This window comes from Lysinibacillus sp. G4S2 (assembly GCF_030348505.1).
Lineage (GTDB): Bacteria > Bacillota > Bacilli > Bacillales_A > Planococcaceae > Lysinibacillus.
In genome coordinates this window covers 3,947,141-3,972,735 of record NZ_JAUCFJ010000002.1, presented here as the reverse complement: position 1 = coordinate 3,972,735, position 25,595 = coordinate 3,947,141, and the positions used below count along the sequence as shown (strand labels likewise).

General features: G+C 35.9%; 21 protein-coding genes. 16 read left to right on the top strand and 5 right to left on the bottom strand.

All coding sequences use genetic code 11. The annotated features are described in order from the left end of the window. Window positions 1–63: 63 nt before the first annotated feature. The 6 genes from QUF91_RS20210 (at window position 64) to QUF91_RS20185 (ending at window position 8,570) form a co-directional block, all read left to right on the top strand. Window positions 64–1,317: an ArgE/DapE family deacylase gene (locus QUF91_RS20210; RefSeq protein ID WP_285395962.1), complete on the top strand. Its 1,254-nt coding sequence runs from the start codon at window positions 64–66 to the stop codon at window positions 1,315–1,317. A 574-nt stretch (window positions 1,318–1,891) separates the two neighbouring features. Continuing rightward, window positions 1,892–3,202 carry an aminotransferase family protein gene (locus tag QUF91_RS20205; RefSeq protein WP_289419155.1) on the top strand — a complete coding sequence of 437 codons (1,311 nt, stop codon included), beginning with the start codon at window positions 1,892–1,894 and terminating at the stop codon, window positions 3,200–3,202. Between the two features lie 22 nt (window positions 3,203–3,224). Continuing rightward, the gene (locus tag QUF91_RS20200) at window positions 3,225–4,646 is read left to right on the top strand and encodes an aldehyde dehydrogenase family protein (RefSeq protein WP_483308094.1); all 1,422 of its coding nucleotides are present in this window, start codon (window positions 3,225–3,227) and stop codon (window positions 4,644–4,646) included. Between the two features lie 26 nt (window positions 4,647–4,672). After that, entirely contained in the window at window positions 4,673–5,818 is a 1,146-nt protein-coding gene (gene ald / locus QUF91_RS20195) for an alanine dehydrogenase (RefSeq protein ID WP_289419154.1), read from the top strand. Between the two features lie 350 nt (window positions 5,819–6,168). Then, window positions 6,169–7,440, top strand: coding sequence for an MFS transporter (locus QUF91_RS20190; RefSeq protein WP_289419153.1), 1,272 nt, complete (start codon window positions 6,169–6,171; stop codon window positions 7,438–7,440). A gap of 371 nt (window positions 7,441–7,811) precedes the next feature. Then, a complete protein-coding gene (locus QUF91_RS20185) occupies window positions 7,812–8,570 on the top strand; it encodes an IclR family transcriptional regulator (protein WP_285395958.1) in 759 nt (252 codons plus the stop codon). A gap of 111 nt (window positions 8,571–8,681) precedes the next feature. Here the strand turns inward: QUF91_RS20185 and QUF91_RS20180 are convergent, their stop codons facing one another. Together QUF91_RS20180 and pxpB are read right to left on the bottom strand one after the other, a co-directional pair. Continuing rightward, window positions 8,682–9,683, bottom strand: a complete 1,002-nt coding sequence (locus QUF91_RS20180; protein ID WP_289419152.1) for a 5-oxoprolinase subunit C family protein — start codon at window positions 9,681–9,683, stop codon at window positions 8,682–8,684. Next, on the bottom strand, window positions 9,674–10,414 hold the full coding sequence (gene pxpB, locus QUF91_RS20175) for a 5-oxoprolinase subunit PxpB (protein ID WP_289419151.1): 741 nt from the start codon (window positions 10,412–10,414) through the stop codon (window positions 9,674–9,676). Before pxpB ends, QUF91_RS20180 begins: the two co-directional genes overlap by 10 nt. A 278-nt stretch (window positions 10,415–10,692) precedes the next feature. On the opposite strand from pxpB, the gene QUF91_RS20170 reads away from it, so the two are divergent. The 6 genes from QUF91_RS20170 (at window position 10,693) to QUF91_RS20145 (ending at window position 17,526) form a co-directional block, all read left to right on the top strand. Further along, a complete protein-coding gene (locus QUF91_RS20170; RefSeq protein WP_285395955.1) occupies window positions 10,693–11,457 on the top strand; it encodes a LamB/YcsF family protein in 765 nt (254 codons plus the stop codon). Between the two features lie 43 nt (window positions 11,458–11,500). Continuing rightward, a complete protein-coding gene (locus QUF91_RS20165; protein WP_285396027.1) occupies window positions 11,501–12,718 on the top strand; it encodes an NRAMP family divalent metal transporter in 1,218 nt (405 codons plus the stop codon). A 256-nt stretch (window positions 12,719–12,974) separates the two neighbouring features. After that, window positions 12,975–13,766 (top strand): putative hydro-lyase, encoded by a 792-nt coding sequence (locus tag QUF91_RS20160; RefSeq protein WP_289419150.1) that lies wholly within the window; start codon window positions 12,975–12,977, stop codon window positions 13,764–13,766. 268 nt (window positions 13,767–14,034) lie between these two features. Continuing rightward, window positions 14,035–15,465: a MocR-like pyridoxine biosynthesis transcription factor PdxR gene (pdxR, locus tag QUF91_RS20155; RefSeq protein WP_289419149.1), complete on the top strand. Its 1,431-nt coding sequence runs from the start codon at window positions 14,035–14,037 to the stop codon at window positions 15,463–15,465. Between the two features lie 192 nt (window positions 15,466–15,657). Then, window positions 15,658–16,083, top strand: coding sequence for a YfmQ family protein (locus tag QUF91_RS20150; RefSeq protein ID WP_289419148.1), 426 nt, complete (start codon window positions 15,658–15,660; stop codon window positions 16,081–16,083). 312 nt (window positions 16,084–16,395) lie between these two features. Further along, window positions 16,396–17,526 carry a DUF4261 domain-containing protein gene (locus tag QUF91_RS20145; RefSeq protein WP_289419147.1) on the top strand — a complete coding sequence of 377 codons (1,131 nt, stop codon included), beginning with the start codon at window positions 16,396–16,398 and terminating at the stop codon, window positions 17,524–17,526. 175 nt (window positions 17,527–17,701) lie between these two features. On the opposite strand, the gene QUF91_RS20140 is transcribed toward QUF91_RS20145, so the two are convergent. Beyond that, the gene (locus tag QUF91_RS20140; RefSeq protein ID WP_289419146.1) at window positions 17,702–18,313 is read right to left on the bottom strand and encodes a hypothetical protein; all 612 of its coding nucleotides are present in this window, start codon (window positions 18,311–18,313) and stop codon (window positions 17,702–17,704) included. A gap of 543 nt (window positions 18,314–18,856) precedes the next feature. Then, a complete protein-coding gene (locus tag QUF91_RS20135; protein ID WP_285395948.1) occupies window positions 18,857–19,384 on the bottom strand; it encodes an AAA family ATPase in 528 nt (175 codons plus the stop codon). 405 nt (window positions 19,385–19,789) lie between these two features. Here QUF91_RS20135 and QUF91_RS20130 point away from each other — a divergent pair, with 405 nt between their 5' ends. The 3 genes from QUF91_RS20130 to QUF91_RS20120 all read left to right on the top strand — a co-directional run bounded on the left by QUF91_RS20130 (window position 19,790) and on the right by QUF91_RS20120 (window position 22,877). Continuing rightward, window positions 19,790–21,322, top strand: coding sequence for a thiol-activated cytolysin family protein (locus QUF91_RS20130; protein WP_289419145.1), 1,533 nt, complete (start codon window positions 19,790–19,792; stop codon window positions 21,320–21,322). Between the two features lie 327 nt (window positions 21,323–21,649). Then, the gene (locus tag QUF91_RS20125; protein WP_285395946.1) at window positions 21,650–22,357 is read left to right on the top strand and encodes a DNA alkylation repair protein; all 708 of its coding nucleotides are present in this window, start codon (window positions 21,650–21,652) and stop codon (window positions 22,355–22,357) included. A 319-nt stretch (window positions 22,358–22,676) separates the two neighbouring features. Then, window positions 22,677–22,877: a hypothetical protein gene (locus QUF91_RS20120; protein WP_285395945.1), complete on the top strand. Its 201-nt coding sequence runs from the start codon at window positions 22,677–22,679 to the stop codon at window positions 22,875–22,877. 221 nt (window positions 22,878–23,098) lie between these two features. Here QUF91_RS20120 and QUF91_RS20115 read toward each other — a convergent pair whose 3' ends face one another. After that, window positions 23,099–23,665, bottom strand: a complete 567-nt coding sequence (locus QUF91_RS20115; RefSeq protein ID WP_285395943.1) for a histidine phosphatase family protein — start codon at window positions 23,663–23,665, stop codon at window positions 23,099–23,101. A 597-nt stretch (window positions 23,666–24,262) separates the two neighbouring features. Between QUF91_RS20115 and QUF91_RS20110 the strand changes: the two genes are divergently transcribed. After that, window positions 24,263–25,498 carry a chloride channel protein gene (locus tag QUF91_RS20110; protein WP_289419144.1) on the top strand — a complete coding sequence of 412 codons (1,236 nt, stop codon included), beginning with the start codon at window positions 24,263–24,265 and terminating at the stop codon, window positions 25,496–25,498. Window positions 25,499–25,595 lie beyond the last annotated feature (97 nt).

Here is a 25,595-nt window from a genome sequence, read left to right as displayed (position 1 = left end):
AGAATCTCTTAGATAATCTTCCTCTTTTTAATGACACAAGAAGTAAATAAAGGAGTGATTGCTTTGAAAGAAAAAATTCGACTGTATATAGAAGAAAATAAAGAAGAATTATTTAAAACAATTCAAGATGTCGTACGTATAAAAAGCGTTGTTGGTAATGAACAAGAGATGCAATTATACATGAAAAAAAAATATGAAGAACTTAACTTGATTTTGCATGAGATTGAACCAAAATATGAGAAGGTTTCAGCTCATGAAGCGTTTATTGATTCAGGTATTCCGTTTGAAGACCGAAAAAATATTATCGGAATACATAAAGGTGTCTCCAATGGTAAGTCATTAACGATTCATGGGCATGTAGATGTTGTTTCTCCAGAACCATATTCAAATTGGACGATGGACCCATGGAGTGGAGATATTATTGGAAACAAGTTATACGGTCGAGGCTCTGCAGATATGAAAGCAGGACTTATTTCAAATTGGTTCGCATTGAAAACATTAATTGATTTAGGTTATCCAATTGCTGGAGATGTTCAGCTACATTCAGTAATAGAAGAAGAAGCTGGTGGTGGAGGCGGAGCTTTAGCATGTTTGGAGGAGGGCTTCGTAACAGATGGGTACATTTCGACAGAGCCACATAATTTGAATATGACAATAAGTCATGGGGGGATTATGTATTTCCGAGTGTACGTAAAGGGAAGAACAGCACATGCTGGTTTAGCGCATGAAGGCATAAATGCTATTTCAAAAATGATGAAAATCCTTAGTGCGCTGGATGAATTAAGTGAATGGCGTGCTAAAAATGTTAAGTTTGATTTATTTGAAAAGGGGTCTGGACAGTCCGTTCACTTAAACTTAGGTGTACTAAAAGCTGGGGACTGGGTATCGACAGTTCCAGGGGAAGCGATCCTCGAAGGAAGAATTGGTTTTATCCCAGGGGAAACTCGCGAAGAAATTAAGCAACTAGTACAAGACACGATTATGAAATCTGTCTTAGGCGATGAGTGGATGGATAAAAATCCACCTGTTATAGAGTGGTTTGGATGGTCAACGGAGCCATGGTACCAAGATCCTGAGAACCCTTTTGTAAAATTATTCATCGAAAATTCAGAAGATGTTATGGGACAAAAAGTAATAATGGTTGGAAGAGCTGGAGGAAATGATGCACGATTTACTCAGTATTACGGAAAACAAGGATTGTGCTTTGGGCCAATTGGAGAAAATATGCATGGACCAGATGAATGTGTTCATTTAGATAGCGTAGTAGAAGTAACGAATGTTTTGGCAAATTATATTATTAAGTGGAGCGAGAGTTAATCATCGTTAACTTTTGGGAATATCCATTTCAAACTAATAAAGTGTCTCTCATAATGCTTCTAGTTTGGGTAGCTGAATGATTAGGAATGTTATGGGAAAAGGGTGTAGGCTTAATGCAATTGGGATTAGATTTAAAACAAAATCTAGCATTAAAAATGACACAAGAAATGCAACAATCTTTGCAACTTCTATAAATGTCGTCTTTTGAATCGCGTGACTATTTATCTTTATTCAGCAGAAGACTCCCACCTCTATAGGTGGTGAGATGAATGCGATTTTGATTACTTTTTCAGTGGGTGTCCAAACACCTACTGAAATAGAGGAACCCAGGCTAAGAACTTCACATCCTGTGAAAACGCCTGAGTGACCAACATCGTGCTGCTGACGCTGCGTTAGCACTACGCTTTCGCGCAAAAAACATCTGTTGGCCTAAAGCCTCCGGCGGATGTCACGGATTTTCAAAGGAATGAATTGTGCGAGCACAATTCAAAATCCGGACGCAATTACGCCAAGGCGAAATTGATTAATTGTGAGTGTTTTGTTTAAAAACATTTAAAAGAGAGGATGTATTTTTATGAAGAGAAATTATTCTATTGAAGAACTTAAAGTATTAGACCAAAAGCATTTTCTACACCCTACTTCACCAGTAAAGACGGAAAATGGACCGGTATTTATTTTTACAGAAGGAAAAGGTGTTCATCTGTATGATATTACAGGTAAAAAAGTTATTGATGGTATGTCTTCACTTTGGAATGTGAATATCGGACATGGTAGAACAGAACTTGGTGAAGTAGCGAAGGAACAAATGGATAAATTAGCCTTCAGTTCTTGTTTTGCAACGTTTAGTAATGAGCCTGCTATTCTATTAGCAAAAAAGTTAGCAGAATTAGCACCTGGTGATTTAAATACTACATTTTTTACGTCCGGTGGTTCCGAATCCAATGATAGTGCCTATAAATTGGCTCGTCATTATTGGATATTAAAAGGGGAGACTTCTCGAAAAAAAATTATCTCAAGATCGAGATCTTATCACGGAGTGGCAATCGGTGCTACAAGTGCGACGGGTTTAAAAGGATTTCGTGATTTTACAAATTCTAATGCACCGGATTTTCTATTCGTAGATCATTTCTCCATACAGGCTTTACGTGATTTGATTGAAACTGAAGGTCCAGAAACAATAGCTGCTTTCATCACCGAGCCAGTACAAGGTGCAGGTGGGGTGCATGTTGCACCGGATAATTATTTCAAAGAAATTCGTGAAATTTGTAATGAGTACGGTATTTTGATGATAACTGATGAAGTTATCACAGGATTTGGTAGGACTGGTAAGTTCTTTGCGATGGAACATTTTAATGTGGTACCGGATATGATGTGCTTTGCAAAAGGTGTTACTAGTGGATATGCACAATTAGGTGGTGTAATGATCTCAGAGAAAATACACCAAGAATTTTCTGAGTTATCAGAAGGAACTATATTGCATGGATACACTTATAGTGGTCATCCAATGGCCTGTGCAGTTGGGTTGAAAAACATTGAAATTATAGAGAAAGATAATTTAGTAGCAAATGCAGAAATTCGTGGTCAAGAGCTATTAGCGGGGTTAAAAGTATTACAAGCGAAGTATCCATTTATTGTAGATGCAAGAGGTTTAGGTTTAATGGCAGGTATAGAAATCTCTTATGAAGGAAGACTCCTCGCTCCGCAAATAGTGACAGAGGCAGCAAAGTTGGGATTAATATGTCGCTCTGTTGTACTAGATGCTCAAGATATTGTTGTATTTTCACCACCATTATCTATAAGCCAAAAGGAGTTAAGAGATTTATTGGATATTCTAGAAAAAGCGATTCAAGAAGTAGAGAATCAGGTGTTGGCAAATAAGTTGTAATACGAAAGGTGAGGTAATTATAATGAGGAAAAATTTATTTATCAATGGGGATTGGGTGGAAGCAGCAGAGTATACAGAATTACGTTCTCCATATAGTAGCGAGGTCATTGCAGAAATACCGAAGGCAAATGTCGAGGAAGTAGAAGCAGCTTTAGTAGCTGCCGATGCTGCACGTAAAACGATGGCGAATATGCCTTTGTATAAGCGTGCGATTATTCTTGAAAAATTAGCTTCTTTATTAGAAGCACGTGCTGAAGAAGCAGCAGAGCTAATAGCACTAGAAGCGGCCAAGCCTATTTCAACCGCCAAAGCTGAAGTTCAGCGTACAATTCAAACGTATAAATTTGCTGCTGAAGAAGCAAAGCGAATACATGGAGAAACAATTCCTGTGGATGCTGCCCCCGGTGGAGACGGGCGCATTGCCTATACGGTTCGTGAACCATTAGGCATCGTGGCAGCTATTACACCTTTTAATTTCCCAATGAATCTAGTAGCTCATAAAGTAGGGCCAGCAATAGCATCAGGTAACACAGTTGTATTAAAACCTGCAAGTCAAACACCATTAACTTCCTATTTTATTGGTGAATTATTAGTAGAGGCAGGATTACCGAAGGGTGCGTTAAATATCGTTACTGGTGCAGGTTCTTTAATTGGTAACAAATTAGTCACGGATAATCGCGTGAAAAAGATTTCTTTTACAGGTAGCCCCGCTGTAGGTATTGGCATACGCAATCAAGCAGGTCTTAAGAAAGTAACGCTTGAATTGGGTTCTAATGCGGCTGTTATTATCGACGAAAATGTTAATATTGATAAATTAATTCCACGTGTCGTTTCCGGTGCATTTGCATTCCAAGGGCAGGTATGTATTTCAGTTCAACGAATCTATGTTCACGAAAAAATGTATGATTTGTTTGTAGATAAATTTGTAGCAGCTACAAAAGAGTTGAAACTTGGTGATCCCCTAGATCCTACAACGGATGTTTCAGCCTTAATTAGTCCACAAGATGTAAAACGAACATTAAGTTGGATTGAAGAAGCAAAGGGGCAAGGTGCAATTATTGCAACTGGTGGAGAATCTGAAGGGAATATCTTACAACCTACCGTACTATTAAATGTAAAATCGGAGCAGAAGGTTTCCTGTCAGGAGGTATTCGCACCAATCGTATCTATTATGAAGTTTACATCTATTCAAGAGGCATTTGATCAAGTAAATGACTCCAAATATGGTTTGCAAGCTGGTATTTATACAGATAATATCCATGTTGCTTTACAGGCAACGCAAAAACTCCATGTAGGTGGTGTCATTATAAATGATATTCCTACATTCCGTTTAGATCATTTACCATATGGTGGCGTAAAGGAAAGTGGTATGGGAAGAGAAGGGCTGAAGTATGCAATTGAGGAAATGACAGAAATGAAACTTGTAGTAATAAACCAAAACTAATAAAAAAATAGGTAGGAGGAAATATAATGATAATTGGTGTACCTAAAGAAATAAAAAATAATGAAAATCGAGTAGGAATTACTCCAGCAGGTGTTGTGGCTTACAAAAAAGGTGGTCATGAAGTAATAATTGAATCGAGTGCAGGGTTAGGTAGTGGATTTACAGATCAAGATTATTTAGATGTAGGCGCTCAAATTACTAAATCGACTAAGGAAGCTTGGGATGTTGATATGGTGATTAAAGTGAAGGAGCCGATTCAGGAGGAGTACAAATATTTTAAAGAGAATCTAATTCTCTACACATACCTACATTTAGCTCCAGAGCCAGAATTAACGAAAGCTTTGCTTGAAAGTAAAGTTACTGGAATTGCTTATGAAACAATTCAATTAGATTCAGGTGCCTTACCGTTGTTAACGCCAATGAGTGAAGTTGCAGGCCGAATGTCTGTACAAATTGGTGCACAGTTTTTAGAAAATTCCAAAGGAGGCAAAGGAGTTCTCTTAGGTGGTATTCCTGGTGTTGCACCTGGAAATGTAGTGATTGTAGGTGCTGGAGTTGTCGGGACGAATGCTGCGAAAATGGCAGTAGGATTAGGTGCAAACGTAACAATTTTAGACGTTAATATTACACGCTTAAGTCAAATAGATGATATGTTCCAAGGACGTGTTCGTACTCTTGCATCAAATACCTACAATATCGCTGAAGCAGTGAAAACAGCAGATTTGTTAATTGGTGCTGTGCTAATTCCAGGTTCACGTGCACCACAATTAGTTTCAAAAGAAATGATTCAAACGATGCAAAAGGGGTCTGTTGTAGTGGATGTAGCGGTTGATCAAGGGGGTTCGATTGAAACAATTGATCGAATTACTACTCATAGTAATCCTATTTATGAAGTATACGGTGTTGTGCATTACGCAGTTGCGAATATGCCAGGTGCTTGCGCGCGTACCTCAACAATGGGCTTGTCAAATGTAACTGTTCCATACGGTTTGCAAATAGCTAACAAAGGCTATCGCCAAGCTGCTTTAGATAATCCTGTTTTAGCGAAGGGGATAAACGTAGTAAATGGAAAAATAGTATATAAAGCGGTAGCTGATGCACATGGATTACCATATACGGATTTACAAGTAGAATTAGCAGCAGATTCAACTTCGGCGTTAGCAGTTAAATAGAATAAGAGAAATAATGTTCTTTTCTATCTTTAAATTTCGATTAATTTTCAAAACACATGAAAGAGCTAGATTATGCGTAAGCCCGTAATCAAATAACGCATATAAACAACCAGGCACCCCCTGTACAATAGACGTTACAATTAAGGAGGGTGCTTTTTTTATGTCCACTACACAAAACTAACAATAAGGAACAATGCGTATGGCGTAAACTATGAGTTGTATTTGTGGGTAGCTTATACTTTGTTTGAACCTGTAGCCAAATTCCAATCATAAAACTACTGTTAAAAACAGGTTTTAACGTTACCTGTATTTCATATATATAGAGTAAAAGCTTATAGGAGTAGAAATCATTGGACAAACAAAATAGCAGATATAGATGGGTTGTATTTGTTTCTGTATTATTTACTTATTTGTTAATGGCGAGTCAACGAACCGCCCCAGGACTGATTACAGACCAATTGATGCGAGATTTTAATGTAACAGCATCAACGATTGGATTATTGACGAGTATACAATTTTTTGTCTACACGAGTTTGCAAATTCCGATGGGGATTTTAGCTGATCGATTTGGGCCGGATTTTTTTCTAATTATTGGTGCTACTCTTACAGGTTTAGGGACAATTATTTATAGTCTGGGTACACATGAATTCGTCCTGTTTTTTGCCAGAATACTAACTGGGGTAGGGGATGCGACCATATGGGTTAACATGGTGCTAATTTTGGCCCAATGGTTTCATACAAAGGAATTTGTTAGATTAATTGGACTGGCAGGCATGACAGGAAGTCTTGGTTTCTTATTGGCGACAGTACCTTACTCCACGTGGATATTTTTATTTGGTTGGAGGGTAACATTTTTTTCAGTAGGACTACTATTATGTTTATGTAGCATACTCCTTTATTTTGTACTTGTGAAAAAAACAAAACAAATTTTTGGGGATGAGCAAGTAGTTGATACAGCAGAAGTGCAACGTGAAAAAACATCCGTTTTACTACGAAGAATATTTTCAAATCCGCAAGCATGGGCTCTATTCTGTTGCCATTTTGGGGTAGTCGGCGGTTATGTAGGGTTTATCAGTTCGTGGGCAGTACCATATGGGATGAATATGTATGAAATGACTCGTTCAGATGCCAGCCAACTAATTATGATCGGTCTTATCGGGGCACTTATTGGAGCACCTCTAGCTAGTTGGATTTCAAGTCTGTTAGAATCAATTAAAAGACCGTATATTGTCGTTCATATCATTGTTTTATTAGGGTGGTTTTCTTTCCTTTTATGTAATGGGCATCCTTCCTTGTTCTTTCTAATTATTATTTTCTTTATCATTGGCTTTGGATATGGGGCAAGTGCATTAACCTTTGCAGCTGTACGTCAATCTTTTAAACTGGAGGAATCAGGAATTGTTTCAGGAATTGCGAATACGGGTGGCTTTCTAAGTGCTGTATTGCTACCCATCATTTTTGGATATATATTGGATCATTTTCAATCAACTTCAGGAAATCTATTTGATGGATATTACTATGGTTTCATCACGCCAGTTATCTTCTCCATCGTTGGTTTAATTAGAGTGATTTTATTGAAGGAAAAACGTCAGAGCTTAAATAAGAATTATAAACAGGGGTAAAGAGCATGGAAGCAAAGCAACCATTCTCTGCTCCTGTTTTTTATTCCTTTGTCAACCTGATTTACTAGAAAAAAGATGCCCTGTATTACTTGCTCTTCTCCCCCAAGAATCTTTGCTCTGTGCGAAAGCGAAGCGACAGCTCAAAGCGCCCAGAGGAATACTTTGAAGATTTATCGAAACAAAATCGCTCTTTATCGAAACTATTTGAGCGTTTATAGAAAAACAAGCTCTTTCTATCAAAGAAATCAACCACACGTTTTGGTGATGAGCCAGGCTATATAAAAACAGTAAGATGTTAGGTATAATTATTAATTAAGAGAAAAAAATTTTGATTAGATTAAATCTAGTATAGAAGGGGGAGAAAACTTAAATTGACAAATAATAATAAAACGGTTATCCGTTCTATGGATATATTAAATTTATTTATCGATCATACTGAACTGACATTTCAAGAAGTAATTGAGTTATCAGGAATCCCTAAAACCTCTGCTTTCCGCATGTTGAAATCTTTTGAGGAAATGGAATTTTTAGAAAAGGGAACTGATGCAAAATATAGGTTAGGTATTCTCTTCCTTAAATTTGGACATTTAGTATCAATGCGCCTAGATGTGCGAAAAATTGCAGATCCAATTATGAATGAGTTACATAATGATGTAAAAGAAGCGATTAATTTAATCGTTCGTGATGGTAACGATGCTGTTTATATCGAGAAAATAGATACGAAGCAAAAAGTTCGACTCTACACAGCAATTGGTAGAAAAAGTCCTCTTTACGCAGGGGCATGCCCTCGTGCTGTATTATCCTTTTTACCGGATGCAGACATAAAGGAATATCTTGAATCGGTAGAACTTAAATCGTTTGCCATGGGGACGATTACAGAAAAGGAAAGGCTTTTTGAAACGATTGTGCAGGCTAGAGAACTTGGTTATACAATCAGCCATTCAGAATTAGAAAATTATACATCTGCTGTTGCAGCACCGATTTACGATCATAAAGGAGAAGTCGTTGCAGCAATGAGTATTGCGGGACTAGAAACCAATTATCAAGGAGAAAACGTTGAAATCTTCGTCGATAAACTTAAGAAGGCTACCGCAGAAATTTCTAAACAATTGGGGTATGAACAGCTTTAAAAAATGGGTAGTCTCAAAAGTCACTTGAGATTACCCATTTTGCGCTGAAGTTGCTGATTTTTGAGAAATATCACTATCTAAATAATCGAATTTTGGGCGATTGAATAGCCATTACTTAAAGTTGCTATAACCTTTTAAACGGAGCCCAAATGCTAATTCATTTCGTTTTTTTTCTTGATGGATTAATGCCAATTGAGCTTCTTCAAGAGTGACCTCTTTAAAAAAGACTCGACCATTTGCTTGCATTTGTGCTAATGATGGTAAATCGGCAGAAATCACTTGAGCTATTTTAGGATATCCACCAGTTGTTTGACGATCTGCCATTAAAACAATAGGTTGCCCATTGGAGGGCACTTGAATCGTTCCAAATGTAACCCCTTCGGATAATAATTCAAATGGCTCTTTTAATTGAATAGCTTCTCCTTCTAATCGATACCCCATTCGATCTGCGTGTGTTGTGATGGTGTAAGGCGTTGAAAGGAATTTTTTTAAACTCTCCTCATCGAAATGCTCATATTCAGAGCCTCTTATGAAGCGGATTGTTTGCGTTTTCTTAAATGTAACAAAGGATGTGTAATCAGCTGACCAAGGAAGGTACGTTGGTTCTTTTTTTAATTGTTCAAAAAGATCCTCTCCTAACTCTGATCGTCTATCTAATTCAAAGACATCATTCTTCAGCAATTTTCTTCCTTGAAATCCTCCAATTCCAGCACGTATGTAGGTACTTTTACTGCTCATCACTTCGGGCACTTGAATTCCCCCACTAAACGATACGTAGGCTCTGCAACCACTAATCGCAGTATTAAATCTTAAAACAGAGCCTTTTTGAATTAAAAGTGGTCGCCACATGGGTGCTTCTTTGCCGTCTATTGTAGGTTGTAAATTACCACCTGTAATTGCGATCAGTTCATCCGTTTCGAATAAAAGGGATGTTCCATAAAGTGTCACCTCAAGAGCGCCTTCTCCTTCCAAATTTCCAACAAGTAAATTCGCAATTCGTAAGGAATTTGAATCCATTGCTCCTCCGACGATAACACCAAACTTTTGTAGCCCATATCTTCCTAGGTCTTGAATAGTTGCCAGTATACCTGGCTGTAATACCTTTATGCCCATGTTTTCATCTCCCAATCGCTCTTATATTCTTCCAACGAAATTGGTACAAACTGAATTCGATCACCCGGTTGTAATAAGGTTGGAGGAGATTGTTCTGGTAGAAACAAACGAGAAGGTGTTCGTCCGATGATTTGCCATCCCCCTGGAGTTTCTAATGGGTAAATACCTGTTTGATTTCCCGCAATTCCAACAGATCCCGGAGTAATCGATAACCGTGGAGTTTCTTTACGCGGTGTTGCTATTTGTTTGTCCATTCCTCCCATAAACGGAAAACCTGGAGCAAAGCCTATCATGTAAACAAGATATTCTACAGAAGAGTGAATGTTAATAACTTCATTAGGTGTTAAACCATGATAAGAGGCTACAAATTCTAAATCTGGCCCCATTTCACCACCATATACTACAGGGATTTTTACGACACGTTCCTTCGTTGTTTCAACTATATAAGATTGATTCATTAAAGAAAGAATTGTTGCTTTCACCTTTTCGTAAGGCATTTCTCCTTCTTTACCTATATTAGAAAAGTATACTTCAATCGGATTGTAATAAACTGTCACATTATTATAGGCAGGCACAACCTCGACGAATCCTTCAAATGGATTGCTCTCTAATAAATTCAATATATTTTTAACTTTGTTGTGAATTGCCTCACTAATTCCTTCACCTATATGTATGACTAGTGCAGAATCACTTAAAGGTCTTATTTGTACATTCTCTTTTAAATTCAGCATAAAAACCATCTCCCTGAAGTTTCGTAATTCGGTATATAAGTTTTAAATAACGGATTTTTTAATATTATATTTAAACAATAAACGAAAACAAGGTTAATTTAAATGAAAATTTCAAAAAAAATATTCTTTCTCAAAATTTTAAATTTATACTTTTCAGCAATAATAAAGTATGTTAAGATTTTTTTAAATTTCAAAACTTAAGTTCCGAATATCGGTACAAAATGTTTGTAAACGTATTCAGTTTAACTACTTTAGTGGGAAGAAAATGGGGGAAGAAGATGTTTCGAGTTGATTTAAACTGTGATTTAGGGGAAAGTTTTGGTCGTTATCGACTTGGAGAGCAAGAAGAAATCTTAAAATATGTAACCTCTGCTAATATTGCTTGTGGATTCCATGCTGGAGATCCAACAGTCATGCGAGAGACAGTTAAGCTAGCCATTGCTAATGGTGTGAAAATCGGGGCACATCCAGGATTACCGGATTTAAATGGCTTTGGACGACGTGAGATGAACATCACACCACAGGAAGCCTATGATATGGTCATTTATCAAGTTGGAGCATTGCAAGGTTTTCTAACGGCTTCCAATGAAACCATGCAACATGTAAAGCCACATGGCGCACTTTATAATATGGCTGCTAAAAATCCAGCGATTGCTGAGGCAATCGCACAAGCCATTTATGATATTTCACCTACACTTGTGTTATTCGGTCTCTCAGGTAGTGAATTAACAAAAGCTGGAGAAAAAGTAGGGCTTCAAACAGCCCATGAAGTGTTTGCAGATCGTACCTATCAGAAGGATGGTTCTTTAACATCTCGTAAACAACCTGATGCATTGATTACTGATAAGGAACAAGCTGTGAATCAAGTTGTGAGAATGGTGAAAGAGGGAATTGTGCTGTCACAACAGCAAATCGAAATCCCATTACAGGCAAATACTATTTGTATTCATGGGGACGGGGAACATGCTGTAGAATTTGCAAAATATATTCATTCAAGATTAGCAGAACATCAAATATCAGTACGTGCAATCAAGGAGGGGTAATCCAATGGTGGTAGCAAAAAAAACGGAAGTTAGTGAAGTAGGAATCGAGCAAGAGAAAAAAGGTAAATTTGTTAAGAAAACAGCAAGTAAAAGTGTGTTAATAGGAGCAGCCTTTTTAATGGCTACCTCATCTATCGGACCAGGTTTTTTAACACAAACGACAGTATTTACCCAGCAATTAGCGGCTAGCTTTGGATTTGTCATTTTAATTTCATTAATTCTAGATATTGTCGCACAGGTAAACGTTTGGCGAATCATTGCTGTTTCTGGCTTGCGAGGGCAAGAAATTGCCAATAAGGTATTACCTGGATTAGGTGTTCTCCTTGCAATTATGATTGTTATAGGTGGTTTAGCATTTAATATTGGTAACGTTGCTGGAGCTGGATTAGGGTTAAATGCAATGCTTGGCATAGATCCAATTATGGGTGCCATTTTAAGTGCACTTTTTGCTATTTTTATATTTATCTATAAAGAAGCAGGAAAGGCAATGGACAAGGTTGCGCAAATTGCTGGCGGTGTCATGATTTTACTCATGCTATTCGTTGCTTTTAAAACTTCACCACCTGTAGGAGAAGCGATTGTAAACACCGTTTGGCCTAAAGAAATTAGCTGGTTTGCGATTGTAACTTTGGTTGGTGGATCAGTTGGGGGTTACATTACTTTTGCTGGTGGTCACCGCCTTTTGGACGCTGGCATCAAAGGACAAGAATCCTTGCCAGAAGTAACAAAAAGCTCTGTGACAGGGATTTTGATTACTGGCGTAATGCGTGTTGCTTTATTTTTAGCGGTTCTTGGTGTTGTTTCAAAAGGTTTAGTCATTGATCCTGCCAATCCACCTGCATCTGTTTTCCAACTAGCTGCGGGTAATATTGGTTATCGCATGTTTGGTATGATTATGTGGGCTGCAGCGATTACTTCTGTTGTAGGTGCAGCTTATACATCCGTTTCATTTATTCGTTCATTCCACCCTAACATTGAGAAATATCATAATTGGGTGATTATAGCGTTTATCGTCATTTCAACAGCAACTTTTGCCTTGGTTGGAAAGCCTGTTAATGTGTTAATTTTGGTAGGTGCATTAAATGCACTGGTTTTACCATTATCACTTGGCATTATATTAGTTGCTGCACACAAAAAAGAAATTGTTGGTACATATAAGCATCCACGTTGGTTAACTGTCACTGGAGCAATGGTAGTTGTTCTTATGGGGTATCTTAGCATTATTACATTAATTGGAGAAATCCCGAAAATTTTTAGTTAATCTAACAATCAACCATCCATGAGCATCTTTTCATGGATGGTTATTTTATCTTTATTCAGCAGAAAACTCCCACCTCTATAGGTGGTGAGATGAATGCGATTTTTGTACCTTTTCAGTGGATGTCCAAACACCTACTGAATAAAGATAAAAGCCTCCGGCGGATGTCACGGATTTTCAGAGGAATGAATTGTGCTGGCACAATTCAAAATCCGGACGCAATTACGCCAAGGCATAATTGATAAGGAGTGAATGGATGATGACAACATATAGTGCTTTAGAGCCGAATGGAATCCGTAAACTTATTCGCAATCAAGAAATCTCTGGACCTACTTCTGGCATGTCGATTGGGTTTACACAAGCAAATTTAGTGATTTTGAAGAAGGAGCATGCTTTTGACTTTCTACTATTTTGTCAGCGAAATCCAAAGCCATGCCCATTATTAGACGTGACAGAACCTGGATCATTTATTCCTTCAAAAATTGCTAAAAATGCAGATATTCGCAAGGACATTCCGAAATATCGTATTTATCGGGATGGTATTTTAACTGAAGAAGTGTTAGATATTACAGATTATTGGGAAGAGGATATGGTAGGTTTTTTAATCGGGTGTAGCTTTACATTTGAAACACCTCTTCTTGAAGCAGGTATTCCAATAAGACATATTCAAGAAAACTGTAATGTGCCAATGTATAAAACAAATATCGCCTGTGAAAAAGCAGGGGTGTTTAAAGGACCAACTGTTGTCAGTATGCGCCCTATGACACCAGAGGATGCGATTCGTGCAATCCAAATTACTTCGCGTTTTCCAAATGTACACGGTGCTCCAATTCATATGGGTAGTCCAGAACAAATAGGGATTACAGATATTTCAAAGCCAGATTTCGGTGATGCCGTGTCCATTAAGCCAGGGGAAATACCAGTATTTTGGGCTTGTGGCGTAACCCCTCAGGCAGTGGCAATGGAAAGTAAACCTTCTATTATCATTACCCATGCACCAGGTCATATGTTAATTACTGATATAAAGGAAACAAGCTTGAGCATACTTTAAGGTATAATCGAAGACATCTATTTATTTTCTTCATAAGTAAGCGTCAAGAAGTTGGGACAACACCAATTTCTGAAATCTAAAAAGCTGGTGAAATTTTACGACGGGTAAAATTCCACCAGCTTTGATTTTTTTAATCGGATGGCTAAAATAACAAGGAAGTGGATGGTTGATTACAATTGAAATAATATTAAGATATAATCTTTTATCAGGAATAACACTGCTAAAAGAAGAAAGCGCAAGTTTGAAGGACATAATGAGGTGAGTATAGTTGGATTGGAAACCGGATAGAAAAGCGAAAAAAGCTATCTATAAACAACTCGCGGAATATATTGAAAAGGGAATTGCAGATGGTACTTTTCCACCTGATAAACCATTGCCATCAGAGAGATATTTAGCGAGTACTCTAAATTTAAATAGAAGTACTGTCGTTCATGCATATGACGAATTAGAATCGATGGGGCTAATTGAAAGGAATAGAGGAAGTGGTACTACCATTAGTAAAGATATATGGGGGATAACAAAAAAGCGGATTCCTAGCTGGAATAGGTATATTGAGGCGGGTTCTTTTTTACCTAGTCAACCTGTCACGCAAAAAATAAGAAAAGAAGCTGTTGAACATAAATTAATAAATTTAGCTTCTGGTGAATTGTCAGAAGAACTTTTCCCAAAAAGATTTTTAAGCGAGATAACGTCAACACGTTCTTTTATTGGAAGCTTAGGATACGATCATCCACAGGGGAATGAAATCCTTAGAACTACCATTGCAAAACACGTAAAAAAAAGTCGGGGAATCGAAACTAATCCTTCTTCAATACTGATAACATCAGGAGCGCAGCAAGCATTACATTTAATTGTTCAATGTTTATTAAAGCCTGGAGATGCAATAGCGATAGAAGATCCTTCCTACAATTATAATCTTCCAATTTTCAAATCGGTAGGTATAAAAATACATTATCTACCTGTCGATAAGGATGGAATGAACCCAGAAGATTTGCAGTTATTATATAAAAAGCATCGAATTAAAATGGTTTTTTTAAATCCATGTTTTCAAAATCCAACGGGCTCTTTATTGAATAAAAAGAAAAAAGAAGCGATTTTAGACATATCCTCAAAGCTTGGAATTCCAGTAGTAGAAGATGATCCATATAGTTTAACAGCTTTTTCAGGAGAAAAAATCTCTACTCTTAAATCAATGGATAGGAATGGCAATGTATTATACATTAGTTCTTTGTCCAAAATTGTTGCCTCAGGATTAAGAATAGGGTGGATTATTGGCCCAACATCAGTGATTGAAAGATTATCCGATGCGAAACAACAAATCGACTTCGGTCATTCTAGCTATACACAATGGGTAGCGAATGATTTTTTAGAATCAGAAAATTTTCATATTCATATAAAAAATTTAATGAAGGAATTAGAAAAAAGGAGAGATAAAATTGTAAAAAGCCTTGATACTTATTTGAAAAACCTGGTGGAATATTCTATTCCTCAAGGTGGTATTCATCTATGGTGTAAAATACTTAAAAATTATAATGAAACCCAATTGCTTGAAGAATCCATTAAAAGAGGCGTCATTTATGTGCCTGGTTCTACACTGGGATCCAAAGATGGTTTTGTTCGTTTTACTTTCGCAAAGGAAGATGAAGATTCAATCGATGAAGGAATCAAAAGGTTTGCAGAAGCTCTTAATAGTTTATAGACAATTGGATGGTCAAAAAAGCATCGAAGTGGATGGTTATAAAAAATATAAATCCCTTATCATGGAGAGGTGGATGATAAAACATCGATATAGCCTAATTACTAATTATTTTTTATGAAACAATGTCCAATGAAGGTAATAATATAGTAATTGCTATTAAAACGATAATATTTTTGAAAGAGTTGGTATGGTATGACATCAGGTTTGATTATTACGCTAGTGATTGGATCTATTATTAAATTGTTAATGAGCCCTCCCAGTATAGCTGTGGGATGGGGGGTAAGTAAATTTGAACTTCATAAAAAACTTGATTCAAAAGATGTTACGGTAACATTTAATGGGAAGAATTTAGATGAGGAAGAAAAAAATAGATTTACAGACTACTTTAATAAAGGTTCATTTTTGAAAAAACATTATATATTTCCTGGTAATGAAAAATTATTTTTACAGCCAGAGACTAATGTTACTCCATTTATCATGAACGTAAAAAGAGGCAAAAAAGATGTTAATTTCTTTGTTTTTAGTTACGACAATCACGTTGATGTAGTCAAGAAGTACAAGGAGAAGGTTGTTTCATATAGTATTAGTTCTGAACATTTACAAAATTTCACCGTTTAAACTACAAATGCAAACCATTGAAAAAAGGGATTTTCGAAAAATTAGGGATTCGGTTACTGAGTAGAATCCCTCTTTATTTCCCTGAAAATAGTATCGAAATTATCTTCCAATTCAATTGAATGGAGGATTTTTTTATGACTAAAAAGTTGAAATTATATTACTCATCCCAGCACTCAATACTTGATGAACGACTTCCTATAATAGAAATAGGAGTAATCTACCATAAGAGGAATAATTCTTGCTTCACTATTTCTTTCCATAAAAGCTGGTATAATAATGGTAGAATCATACATTTGTGAAGGGGAGAAATTGATGACAGCTCAACAACAAGCAGCAATGCAATCCATGATCGACTGGCTAGCAGATGAACACGAACTTGGGCAAGAACCCAAGAAAATAGAAATTGCAGCAGAATTTGATTTATATGATATGCACTACTATATATTCAAATATAAAAAAACTATGCTCGGAAAATGGCTCCTTGGCGTATGTGGAGGCTATGAGGATCCGTCTGACACTGAGCATTGCGGCCATGTATTCAGCGAGATGCAACCTTATGACCCTGCCACTGCAGAGCAAGAAGCTGTAAAGATGGTAGAAATGATCCGAGAATATTGGATGCAGCAGGCTGCAGCATATGAAGCTGACCAATCCATGGAGGACGAGACTGAAACGCAAGACAATGGTTCTGGTTTATTCAACGGGTTTGTTCTTCTTAACTCTGCAGAATGTGATATTGATCAGATAAAGGCCAACCTTTTGAATGATTGGAACATCTCCTGCTCGTTGACAGAGGATGAGGAAAACGCCGAAGAAACAAAGGAAGGAGCTCTGGTCTTTGAAGTGGACGACTGCGTGTTAGCAGTTAGTTTTGTCGAAGCTCCCGTACCAGATGGTGAGGCTGAGTATTATGCACAGGGAAATTACATGTGGAAGGAAGCCGTGGAAGTTACTCAAACGCATGTAGCTCAAATCATCCTGGCTGCATTTACTCGCTCCGGCTCTCCGTTAGATAGTGGCAAGCTATACACTAAGCTGGCGGCAAGTTGTCTGAAGCTTCCTAATGCAATAGGGATCTATACAGGCTGCACCGTATTTCAACCTGGACTTTATCTAGATATGGCTGAAGTCATGAAAAATGATGACGACATGTTTCCTTTACTGAATCTGGTTTATTTCGGACTGGTCGGAACGGAAACCGGGTTAAATGGATATACTTATGGGCTAAAAGCCTTTGGTAAGGATGAAATTGAAATTCTTGACAGTGAAGCATCTCCTGCTGAACTACGTGATTTTTTAATTACGATTTCCGGATATATTGTAGAAGAGAACGTCACTTTAAGGGATGGAGAAACGATCGGCTTCTCAGCAGAACAAAAGCTACCGATTTCCCGTTCCGAGGGAGTTTATGTCGATGGGGATACTCTCAAAATCAAATACTAGTATCTCATTCCAAAAAGGCATTTTTCAATGTCTCGCTCTAATAACTGAAAAACCTCAGAAGTAGATAAAATAATAGTTGCTCCAAAGTGTTACGATGAGAGAATAACAAAAGGACTTGCATATGTGAAAATCAATCATAAACGCAAGTCCTATTCTTGTTAAAGTAACGCCGTAATTATTTTTCTTTTATAAAAAAGAAGCCAGATCTATTTTCTTGTGGTACAAATCCCTCTTTAGCTGACATATTTTCCACCATATTTTGTTCCTCGGCTGTGATTACAGTGGTAATACCCTTTCTTTCAGTTGGCTCCTCTTTACTAAAAAAGAAGCCTGATCCATTTCCTTGTGGTACAAAACCTTCTTTAACGGACATTTTTTCCACCATATTTTGTTCCTCGGCTGTGATTACAGTGGTAATACCCTTTCTTTCAGTTGGCTCCTCTTTACTAAAAAAGAAGCCTGATCCATTTCCTTGTGGTACAAAACCTTCTTTAACGGACATTTTTTCCACCGTATTTTGTTCCTCGGCTGTGATTACAGTGGTAATACCCTTTCTTTCAGTTGGCTCCTCTTTACTAAAAAAGAAGCCTGATCCATTTCCTTGTGGTACAAAGCCCTCTTTGGCTGACATATTTTCTACCATATTTTGTTCTTCTTTTGTTATTACCGTAGTAATGTTTGTTTGTTCTTCTGCTGATACTTCTGTGATTTGCAAGTCTTTTGCAAAACCAATTGTTAATGCTAAAACTCCTGTTAAACCAAAAGTGAAGACTAACTTCCTTTTCATATAAAAATCTCCATTTGTATTTAGTTTGAACCAATAAAACATTTCACTAACTGAATAATTAGTTGCTTGGTAAAGTGTAACATATTTCCAAACATGGGTGTAGAGATATGTGAGCTTATTAAGCCAGTTATGATGAGATTGCAGTTGCACATCATTAAGTTAGTGTTTTGTTAATTCCCGCAAAGTAGCCCTCAAAAGATTTGAGAATCAGTTAGGGCGCATACTTGGTTGCATGGATTGTTCTCAGGTTAGTTTTGAAGGCATAGCAAAAGGACTTGTGTGAAATATTATGCACAAGTCCTGCATTTTAGCGCTTTAACTTCTTTTATTTTATCTGATCAAACAAAAATCGGCTAATTGGTTGAACTTCTCTCTGTCAGTAGTATCAACCATTATTTCTAATGCTGTTTGAACACTTCTGCATAAGATTCTACCTGATCAGCTTCTTGTGAACCATTCTTTTCGGTCAACTCTATGTAAGATCAACTTCTGATAATGCAATTTTACTTTTGTTAGCTCATTACTTGCTTGTATTTCATCTACTTAAAGATGTAACTTTTCTTTTATATCGTGAACAATGACATTAATCCCACCTTTTTCAGTATCTATATACTCTCCAAAATCATATTTGTTGTAGGCTTCCAAGCATTTATCGGTTTGTTGAAAACACCAGTTACCTTCTTCCTCTCCACGTAGTCTTAACCTTTCGTAAATTGTTTGTTTACTTGCACTCAAACAAAAATGATAGGTTTGTTCATCAATACTTTTGAATCCATTGTAAATGAAATGAAAGTATTCTAATTTCCGAATAGTCATTGGCACTATTAGATTCATTTTATATTTACTAATTAAACGTTTTGCTACATCGACGGTTAATTCTTTCCATAAATCTAAATCTTGAAAATCCCCTGTACAGGCTTCTACTCTTTTTATATCCTCGGGAACAACATTTCTTAACATATAACCTATTTCTTCAGGGTCATATATCATACTATTTTTAATTTCGTTTTGAAGCATATTTGCAATAGTGGTTTTACCCACACCAAATGCTCCATTTATCATTATAATCATTACACCATCTCCCTCGTATAAAGTATACGCTGAAAAGCTCTCCAAACGGCGTTGATGAAGGTTAAGGTTCATTTCGTATCGCTATAGCTTGCCCCCTGACCTCAGGGTGAGACTATATCCCTAAAATAAGGACATTCAGAAGCCAAAGTATTAGATGACCTCAATTAGAAAAATTAAAGATAAATGTCTCTATTAATTAGTCAGTAGCTCTATATAGAAGGAATAGTTGACGTACTCTCATTAGATGATCAGCGACTGATACGACTAGAGTAATTAAAACCGATAATTCAAATGTGCTATATATACTAATCGTTCGCTATGAAACGATTATAACACAAGACTAAATTACTATATTTAAATAAAGTATTTCTGTGGTATAATTTCCTAAAAAAGGAGAGGTTTTTTATGGAAAATCGAAATTATTTTAAAGTTATAAAATTTCTAGTAAGTTTATCTGTTTGTTTATGCATTATAAATTATCCGATTATTTCCTTTGCTGAAACAATTGATACTAATTTAGCTAGTGAAACAAGCAAAACTAATGACATTGATACTGGTATAGCAAACTTGAACTACAATAACAACGAAGTTTTAGCAGTGAATGGTGATAAGATTGATAGTTTTGTTCCAAAAGAAGGTACAAACTCAAATGATAAATTTATTGTAGTTGAACGTAATAAAAAATCACTTACAACGTCGCCGGTGGATATTTCAATTATTGATTCAATGGCGAATCGTTCCTATCCAGGAGCATTACAACTTGCAAACCAAGCTTTTGCAGACAATCAACCTAGTTTATTAGTGGCCAAAAGAAAACCGCTAAATATTAGCATCGATTTACCTGGCATGAAAAGAGAAAATACTATAACTGTGGATAATCCAACATATGGTAATGTATCTGGGGCAGTAGATGACTTAGTATCTACTTGGAGTGAAAAATATTCAACAACGCATACTTTACCTGCAAGACTACAATATTCAGAATCTATGGTTTATAGCAAATCTCAAATAGCAAGCACTCTGAATGTTAACGCCAAAGTTCTTGACAATTCACTGGGAATTGACTTTAATGCGATTGCAAATGGAGAGAAAAAGGTGATGGTTGCTGCATATAAACAAATATTTTATACCGTAAGTGCGGAATTACCTAACAATCCATCAGACCTTTTTGATGATAGTGTGTCTTTTGATGAGTTAACACGTAAAGGGGTAAATAATGATGCCCCTCCAGTAATGGTGTCAAATGTAGCCTATGGTAGAACAATTTATGTGAAATTAGAAACAAGCTCAAAGAGCAAGGATGTACAAGCTGCTTTTAAAGCCTTACTGAATGATGTCAATACGAATGTAGAAACTAGTGGTCAGTACAAAGATATTTTTGAAGAAAGTTCCTTTACTGCTGTAGTATTAGGCGGAGATTCACAAGAGCATAACCAGGTTGTCTCAAAAGACTTTAATGATATTAGAAAAATAATTAAAGATAATGCAGAATTTAGTCTTAAAAATCCAGCATACCCAATTTCATATACAAGTGTTTTCTTAAAGGATAATTCAATTGCTGCTGTTCATAACAATACAGATTATATCGAGACGACATCTACAGAATACTCTAGAGGTCGCATCAACCTTGATCATTCTGGTGCATATGTTGCTCAATTTGAAGTAGCATGGGATGAATTTTCATATGATGAAAATGGAAAAGAAGTATTATCTCATAAAACTTGGGATGGAAACTGGAAAGACAAAACAGCTCATTTCTCTACAGTAATACCACTTCCGCCTAATTCAAAAAATATAAGAATTTATGCAAGAGAATGTACAGGTCTTGCATGGGAATGGTGGAGAACAATTATTGATGAATACAATGTTCCATTATCAAATGAAATAAATGTTTCAATTGGAGGAACTACATTATACCCAACAGGTAGTATTAATTAGGTATTAGTCATAATAGGTACTTTTTCAAAGGCTACAGGGAAGGTATAAAACTCGAACAAATCTATTTAAGTGTGTCAGATTAACTTCACTGTATAGATTGATAATTTGTAATAAAGTTTGATAAAATCACCTCGTTAGTTCTAAGAGGTGATTTTTGTATTGTAAAAATAGATTTGTAGATTGTAATGAAATGTACTTAAACTAACAAAGCAGAATACTTGAAAACGATTATGGGTAAAATCAGGAAGTATGGAATGCCTAATAAAGAATAGGAACTAGTGGTTATAATTAAAAAGGTATTAATTTTAAGGAAGGAAGTATAAAACTATGGATTTCGAAACAGTTATGCAGGAGCTTGAATCCCTCGGAAAGGAACGAACTAAAAAAATATACAAATCTAATGGTGCGCACGAGCCTCTTTTTGGCGTGGCTACAGGTGCTATGAAACCAATCGCAAAGACAATAAAAATAAATCAACATTTAGCTGAAGAGCTTTATGCTACAGGTAACTATGATGCAATGTATTTTGCAGGCATTATTGCAGATCCAAAAGCTATGACTGAGTCGGATTTTGATCGTTGGATCGATGAAGCGTATTTTTATATGTTGTCTGATTATGTAGTGGCAGTAACTTTATCAGAGTCAAATATGGCACAAGACGTTGCTGATAAATGGATCGCAAGCGGGGACGTGCTGAGAATGTCAGCGGGTTGGAGTTGCTATTGCTGGCTTTTAGGGAATCGCAAAGACAATGAATTTTCCGAAAACAAGATTTCAAATATGCTTGATAGTGTGAAAAATTCTATTCATGATTCGCCAGAAAGAACGAAATCTGCTATGAATAATTTTCTATACACAGTGGGGATTTCATATTTGCCACTACATGAAAAGGCTGTCGAGACCGCAAAGGAAGTAGGTATAGTAGAAGTCAAACGGGACAAGAAAAAAACTAGTTTCCTAAATGCTTACGAAAGTATTCAAAAAGAAATGGATAGAGGGAGAATCGGATTCAAACGCAAGTATGTTAGATGTTAAAACCGTTGTTGCATCGGTGTGTTGATCCAAGAAGGGGTGATGTACCTGTTATTCTTTAGTGCAACAAGGGTTTCAAAAATAATCAAACTTTTTTATAAAGAATTTAATCTGCCACATTAAATAAGGGCATGTTTTGATCAATGTTTATCAAAACATGCTCTTTAGATTTATTTTCATACTTGAAATCGAATTTTTATTAAACTTTATGTCAAAGCTACATTTTAATGCTATTCCTCCTCCGTAATGATTACTTTGTAAATTAGAATAATTTATGTGAAAAATGGAAAGAGATATGTGTAAAATGTTGGAGTTGATAGGTATGAAATTTGATAAAGATAAAGAAATTTACTGCTACAGCTGTCGTAAAAAGGCTGTGTTTACATGTAAAGATATGCATGAGAAAAGTGGAGTAGACAGTCATTGTAGTGAGTGTTCTGGAATTTGGTTTGAATGGCAAAATCGAGCCGTGGAGAGAGAAATGGAAAAGTGGATTGAATATAACCAAAGGCTCATAAATTAACTGAATGTCCTTTTGATTGAGCTATTTCATAAATTAAATCCCTTAGTATCAAAATTGGTTGAATTAGGCATTATTGAAAAGGTATCTGGAACATTGGAGCTACAGGAATGATTGAGGAAGCATAACAACTTGTGTGTATGTTTTATATCCACACAAGCCCCTAATTTGATATCTGAAGGTTTTTTTGGATTTTGAAAAGGTGATAATAGCCTCTTCGTTAGTCATTCCCATATTCTTTGTATTAATTGTAGCTTTTCCCCCGAAAATACCAACTTGTAAATGTCTGGTTTTGAAGTGTTTTTCCAAAAATCATAACCGTATTCTTTATTAAAATAATTCATAATAATAGTCATAACATTTCCATGAGTTCCTATAATAATTGTTTTTGTCTCATAATTATTTAGAAGTTCTTTTATTATAGGAATAGCTCGATTTTGGACGTCTCTTACTGATTCCCCGCCCGATAAGTTAAAATCAATATCTTCATAGGATTTTTTTATTGCCTGTTGTATTTCTTCTTCAGGTAATTTATAAACACCTTTTAATTGCCTTTCCCTTAATTCTTCAAATACTTTTACTTCTATATTTTTGGAATCGACAATTCCTTCGATTGTTTGAATTGCTCTTGTATAAGGACTTGAGACTACTAAATCGATCTCTTTCACATTCATTATCGCCGTTACTTTTTTTGCGTCTATTTCCCCTTGGTTGGATAGTTTTCTCGTTCGTTCTTGACCGAAAACAAATGGTGATTCTGCATGTCTTATCATATAGATGATGGTATCCATTATTCGATTCCTCTTTTCTCTTATTCAATAAAACTCGCTATTACCGTAATTAACTAAAAAACCTTTTATAAGGAAAATATAACATGTTAAATTGTGAGTTGGTAGACAAATAGTAAATGTATAACAAATGAGATTGATAGATGTAGTTAAAGGGCATGTGAAGGTTGACGTTGGAGCAGATGAATCATTTACACAGGCAATCTAATTCTTGCTACAGAGCAATGTGTTGAGGTATAGGAGCGGTTGAGAAACATAACAAAAGAACTTGGCGTGTGATTTTACGCAAATGCCCTTAGATCGTTAAGTGATGGCTTTTATTTTATTGTTGAGAAGTCGATAATAGTCTCAAAGGTTTATTTCAGTTAGGGATATGAGTAGCAAAGAAACGGGAAGAATGATACTCATTTAAGAAATGAACTGGCAATCTATTTATTAGTTTGTTTGATTGGATTTAGAAAGGAAAATACTAGCCCTTTCAGCATAAAGTCTAGTATAGTTATATGGGCATTATAAAAATTATTTGTATTTCAAATAAATATAGTTACTTAATGCAATAAGAGAATCTTAATATACGTATAAAAAGTGGTGAATTTTATTTTGAATGAGAAGTATTTTAAAATAAGCGGATTACTTGTTTATGGCATAATTTTAAGTGGGATAATCGGTTTTATTTCTTCTGTTTTTTTAATTTTAGTTAATGGCTTGGCGGATTTTTTGTGGAATGACGTATCCAATGATTTAAAAATACCCGCTATTTATACATTAATTTTATGTGTTTTTGGTGGTATTTTAGTAGGTGTTAGCAAGTACAAGTGGGGCGGTCTACCTAAAACAGCTAATGAAGCTATTGCTGAATTAAAAACAACTCAAAGAATGGACTATTCCAATGTAGGTCTTAATTTCTTAATTGCTTTCTTAATTTTAATTTTTGGTGCAAGTGTTGGTCCAGCAGCAGCCATATTAAGTTCTGTTATTGCATTATCGGTATGGCAGGGAGATAAAATGCGTTACTTTTATTTTTCTTACAACGAATGGAAACAGGATTCTTGGTTAATTAAACTAAAAAAATTAGCTTTACCTCATAACTACCTTATTCCATACGATCCTGAGCGGGCTCCTAAAGAGAAAAAACTGCTTTTATTGAAGAAATTCTTATATATATTATTTATCGTTAATGGAATAGTGACCTTTATGTTCTTTATTAAAATATCAGATCAACCTCCTTTTGTGACAAAGTTAGGGGAAACTAATTGGGGATTGGATGAATTGTTTTTATTTATTCCTTTTGTGTTGTTTGGTATTTTGTTTAGTAAACTTTATGAACTAATGGAAAGAGCAATGAAAAAATTCTTTTCTAAAATTAACAATAAAATTATTTTAAGTGCTGTGATCGGTGGTATTGGTATTGGTTTGATGTCTGTAATCGCTCCTAAGTTACTGTTTTCCGGCCAACTTTCTATGCAAGCTTTACCTAGTTTAGTACCGACACTTTCGATGGCTACTTTAATTTTAGCTTCTGTTTTAAAACTGATTTTTATGGAGTTTTGTTTTAAGTCAGGTTGGGTTGGTGGAAATGTTTTACCGGTTATATTCGCTTCTATTTTACAGGGCTACGCGATCGCGACTTTTTTTCCACAACTAGATATGCTCTTTATCGTAGCTGTTATAGGTGGAAGTGCTTCAATCGCTATTTTAAAGACACCTTTACTAGTAGGAATTGCTCTAATGCTATTTTTCCCAAAAGAGTTAGCCCCGGTTATTTTAATCATTGTGTTTTTATTTATTTGGTTAAGTAAAATGGGTAAAAAAAATCCGCAAAAAATAACTGCTTGATTTTAGTTGGAAACGCTGGTTGAAACCAACTGAAAAGTGCTTCCAATCCTTTAGTATAAAAGGGGTGAGGACTTTACCTTTTTTGAGAATACGTTTG

Coding starts and splice junctions, on each gene's coding strand:
- QUF91_RS20205 (WP_289419155.1), top strand. CDS start 1,892: ATGAAGAGAAATTATTCTATTGAAGAACTTAAAGTATTAGACCAAAAG.
- QUF91_RS20200 (WP_483308094.1), top strand. CDS start 3,225: ATGAGGAAAAATTTATTTATCAATGGGGATTGGGTGGAAGCAGCAGAG.
- ald (WP_289419154.1), top strand. CDS start 4,673: ATGATAATTGGTGTACCTAAAGAAATAAAAAATAATGAAAATCGAGTA.
- QUF91_RS20180 (WP_289419152.1), bottom strand. CDS start 9,683: ATGGGCATAAAGGTATTACAGCCAGGTATACTGGCAACTATTCAAGAC.
- pxpB (WP_289419151.1), bottom strand. CDS start 10,414: ATGCTGAATTTAAAAGAGAATGTACAAATAAGACCTTTAAGTGATTCT.
- QUF91_RS20170 (WP_285395955.1), top strand. CDS start 10,693: ATGTTTCGAGTTGATTTAAACTGTGATTTAGGGGAAAGTTTTGGTCGT.
- QUF91_RS20160 (WP_289419150.1), top strand. CDS start 12,975: ATGACAACATATAGTGCTTTAGAGCCGAATGGAATCCGTAAACTTATT.
- QUF91_RS20150 (WP_289419148.1), top strand. CDS start 15,658: ATGACATCAGGTTTGATTATTACGCTAGTGATTGGATCTATTATTAAA.
- QUF91_RS20145 (WP_289419147.1), top strand. CDS start 16,396: ATGACAGCTCAACAACAAGCAGCAATGCAATCCATGATCGACTGGCTA.
- QUF91_RS20140 (WP_289419146.1), bottom strand. CDS start 18,313: ATGAAAAGGAAGTTAGTCTTCACTTTTGGTTTAACAGGAGTTTTAGCA.
- QUF91_RS20135 (WP_285395948.1), bottom strand. CDS start 19,384: ATGATTATAATGATAAATGGAGCATTTGGTGTGGGTAAAACCACTATT.
- QUF91_RS20130 (WP_289419145.1), top strand. CDS start 19,790: ATGGAAAATCGAAATTATTTTAAAGTTATAAAATTTCTAGTAAGTTTA.
- QUF91_RS20125 (WP_285395946.1), top strand. CDS start 21,650: ATGGATTTCGAAACAGTTATGCAGGAGCTTGAATCCCTCGGAAAGGAA.
- QUF91_RS20120 (WP_285395945.1), top strand. CDS start 22,677: ATGAAATTTGATAAAGATAAAGAAATTTACTGCTACAGCTGTCGTAAA.
- QUF91_RS20115 (WP_285395943.1), bottom strand. CDS start 23,665: ATGGATACCATCATCTATATGATAAGACATGCAGAATCACCATTTGTT.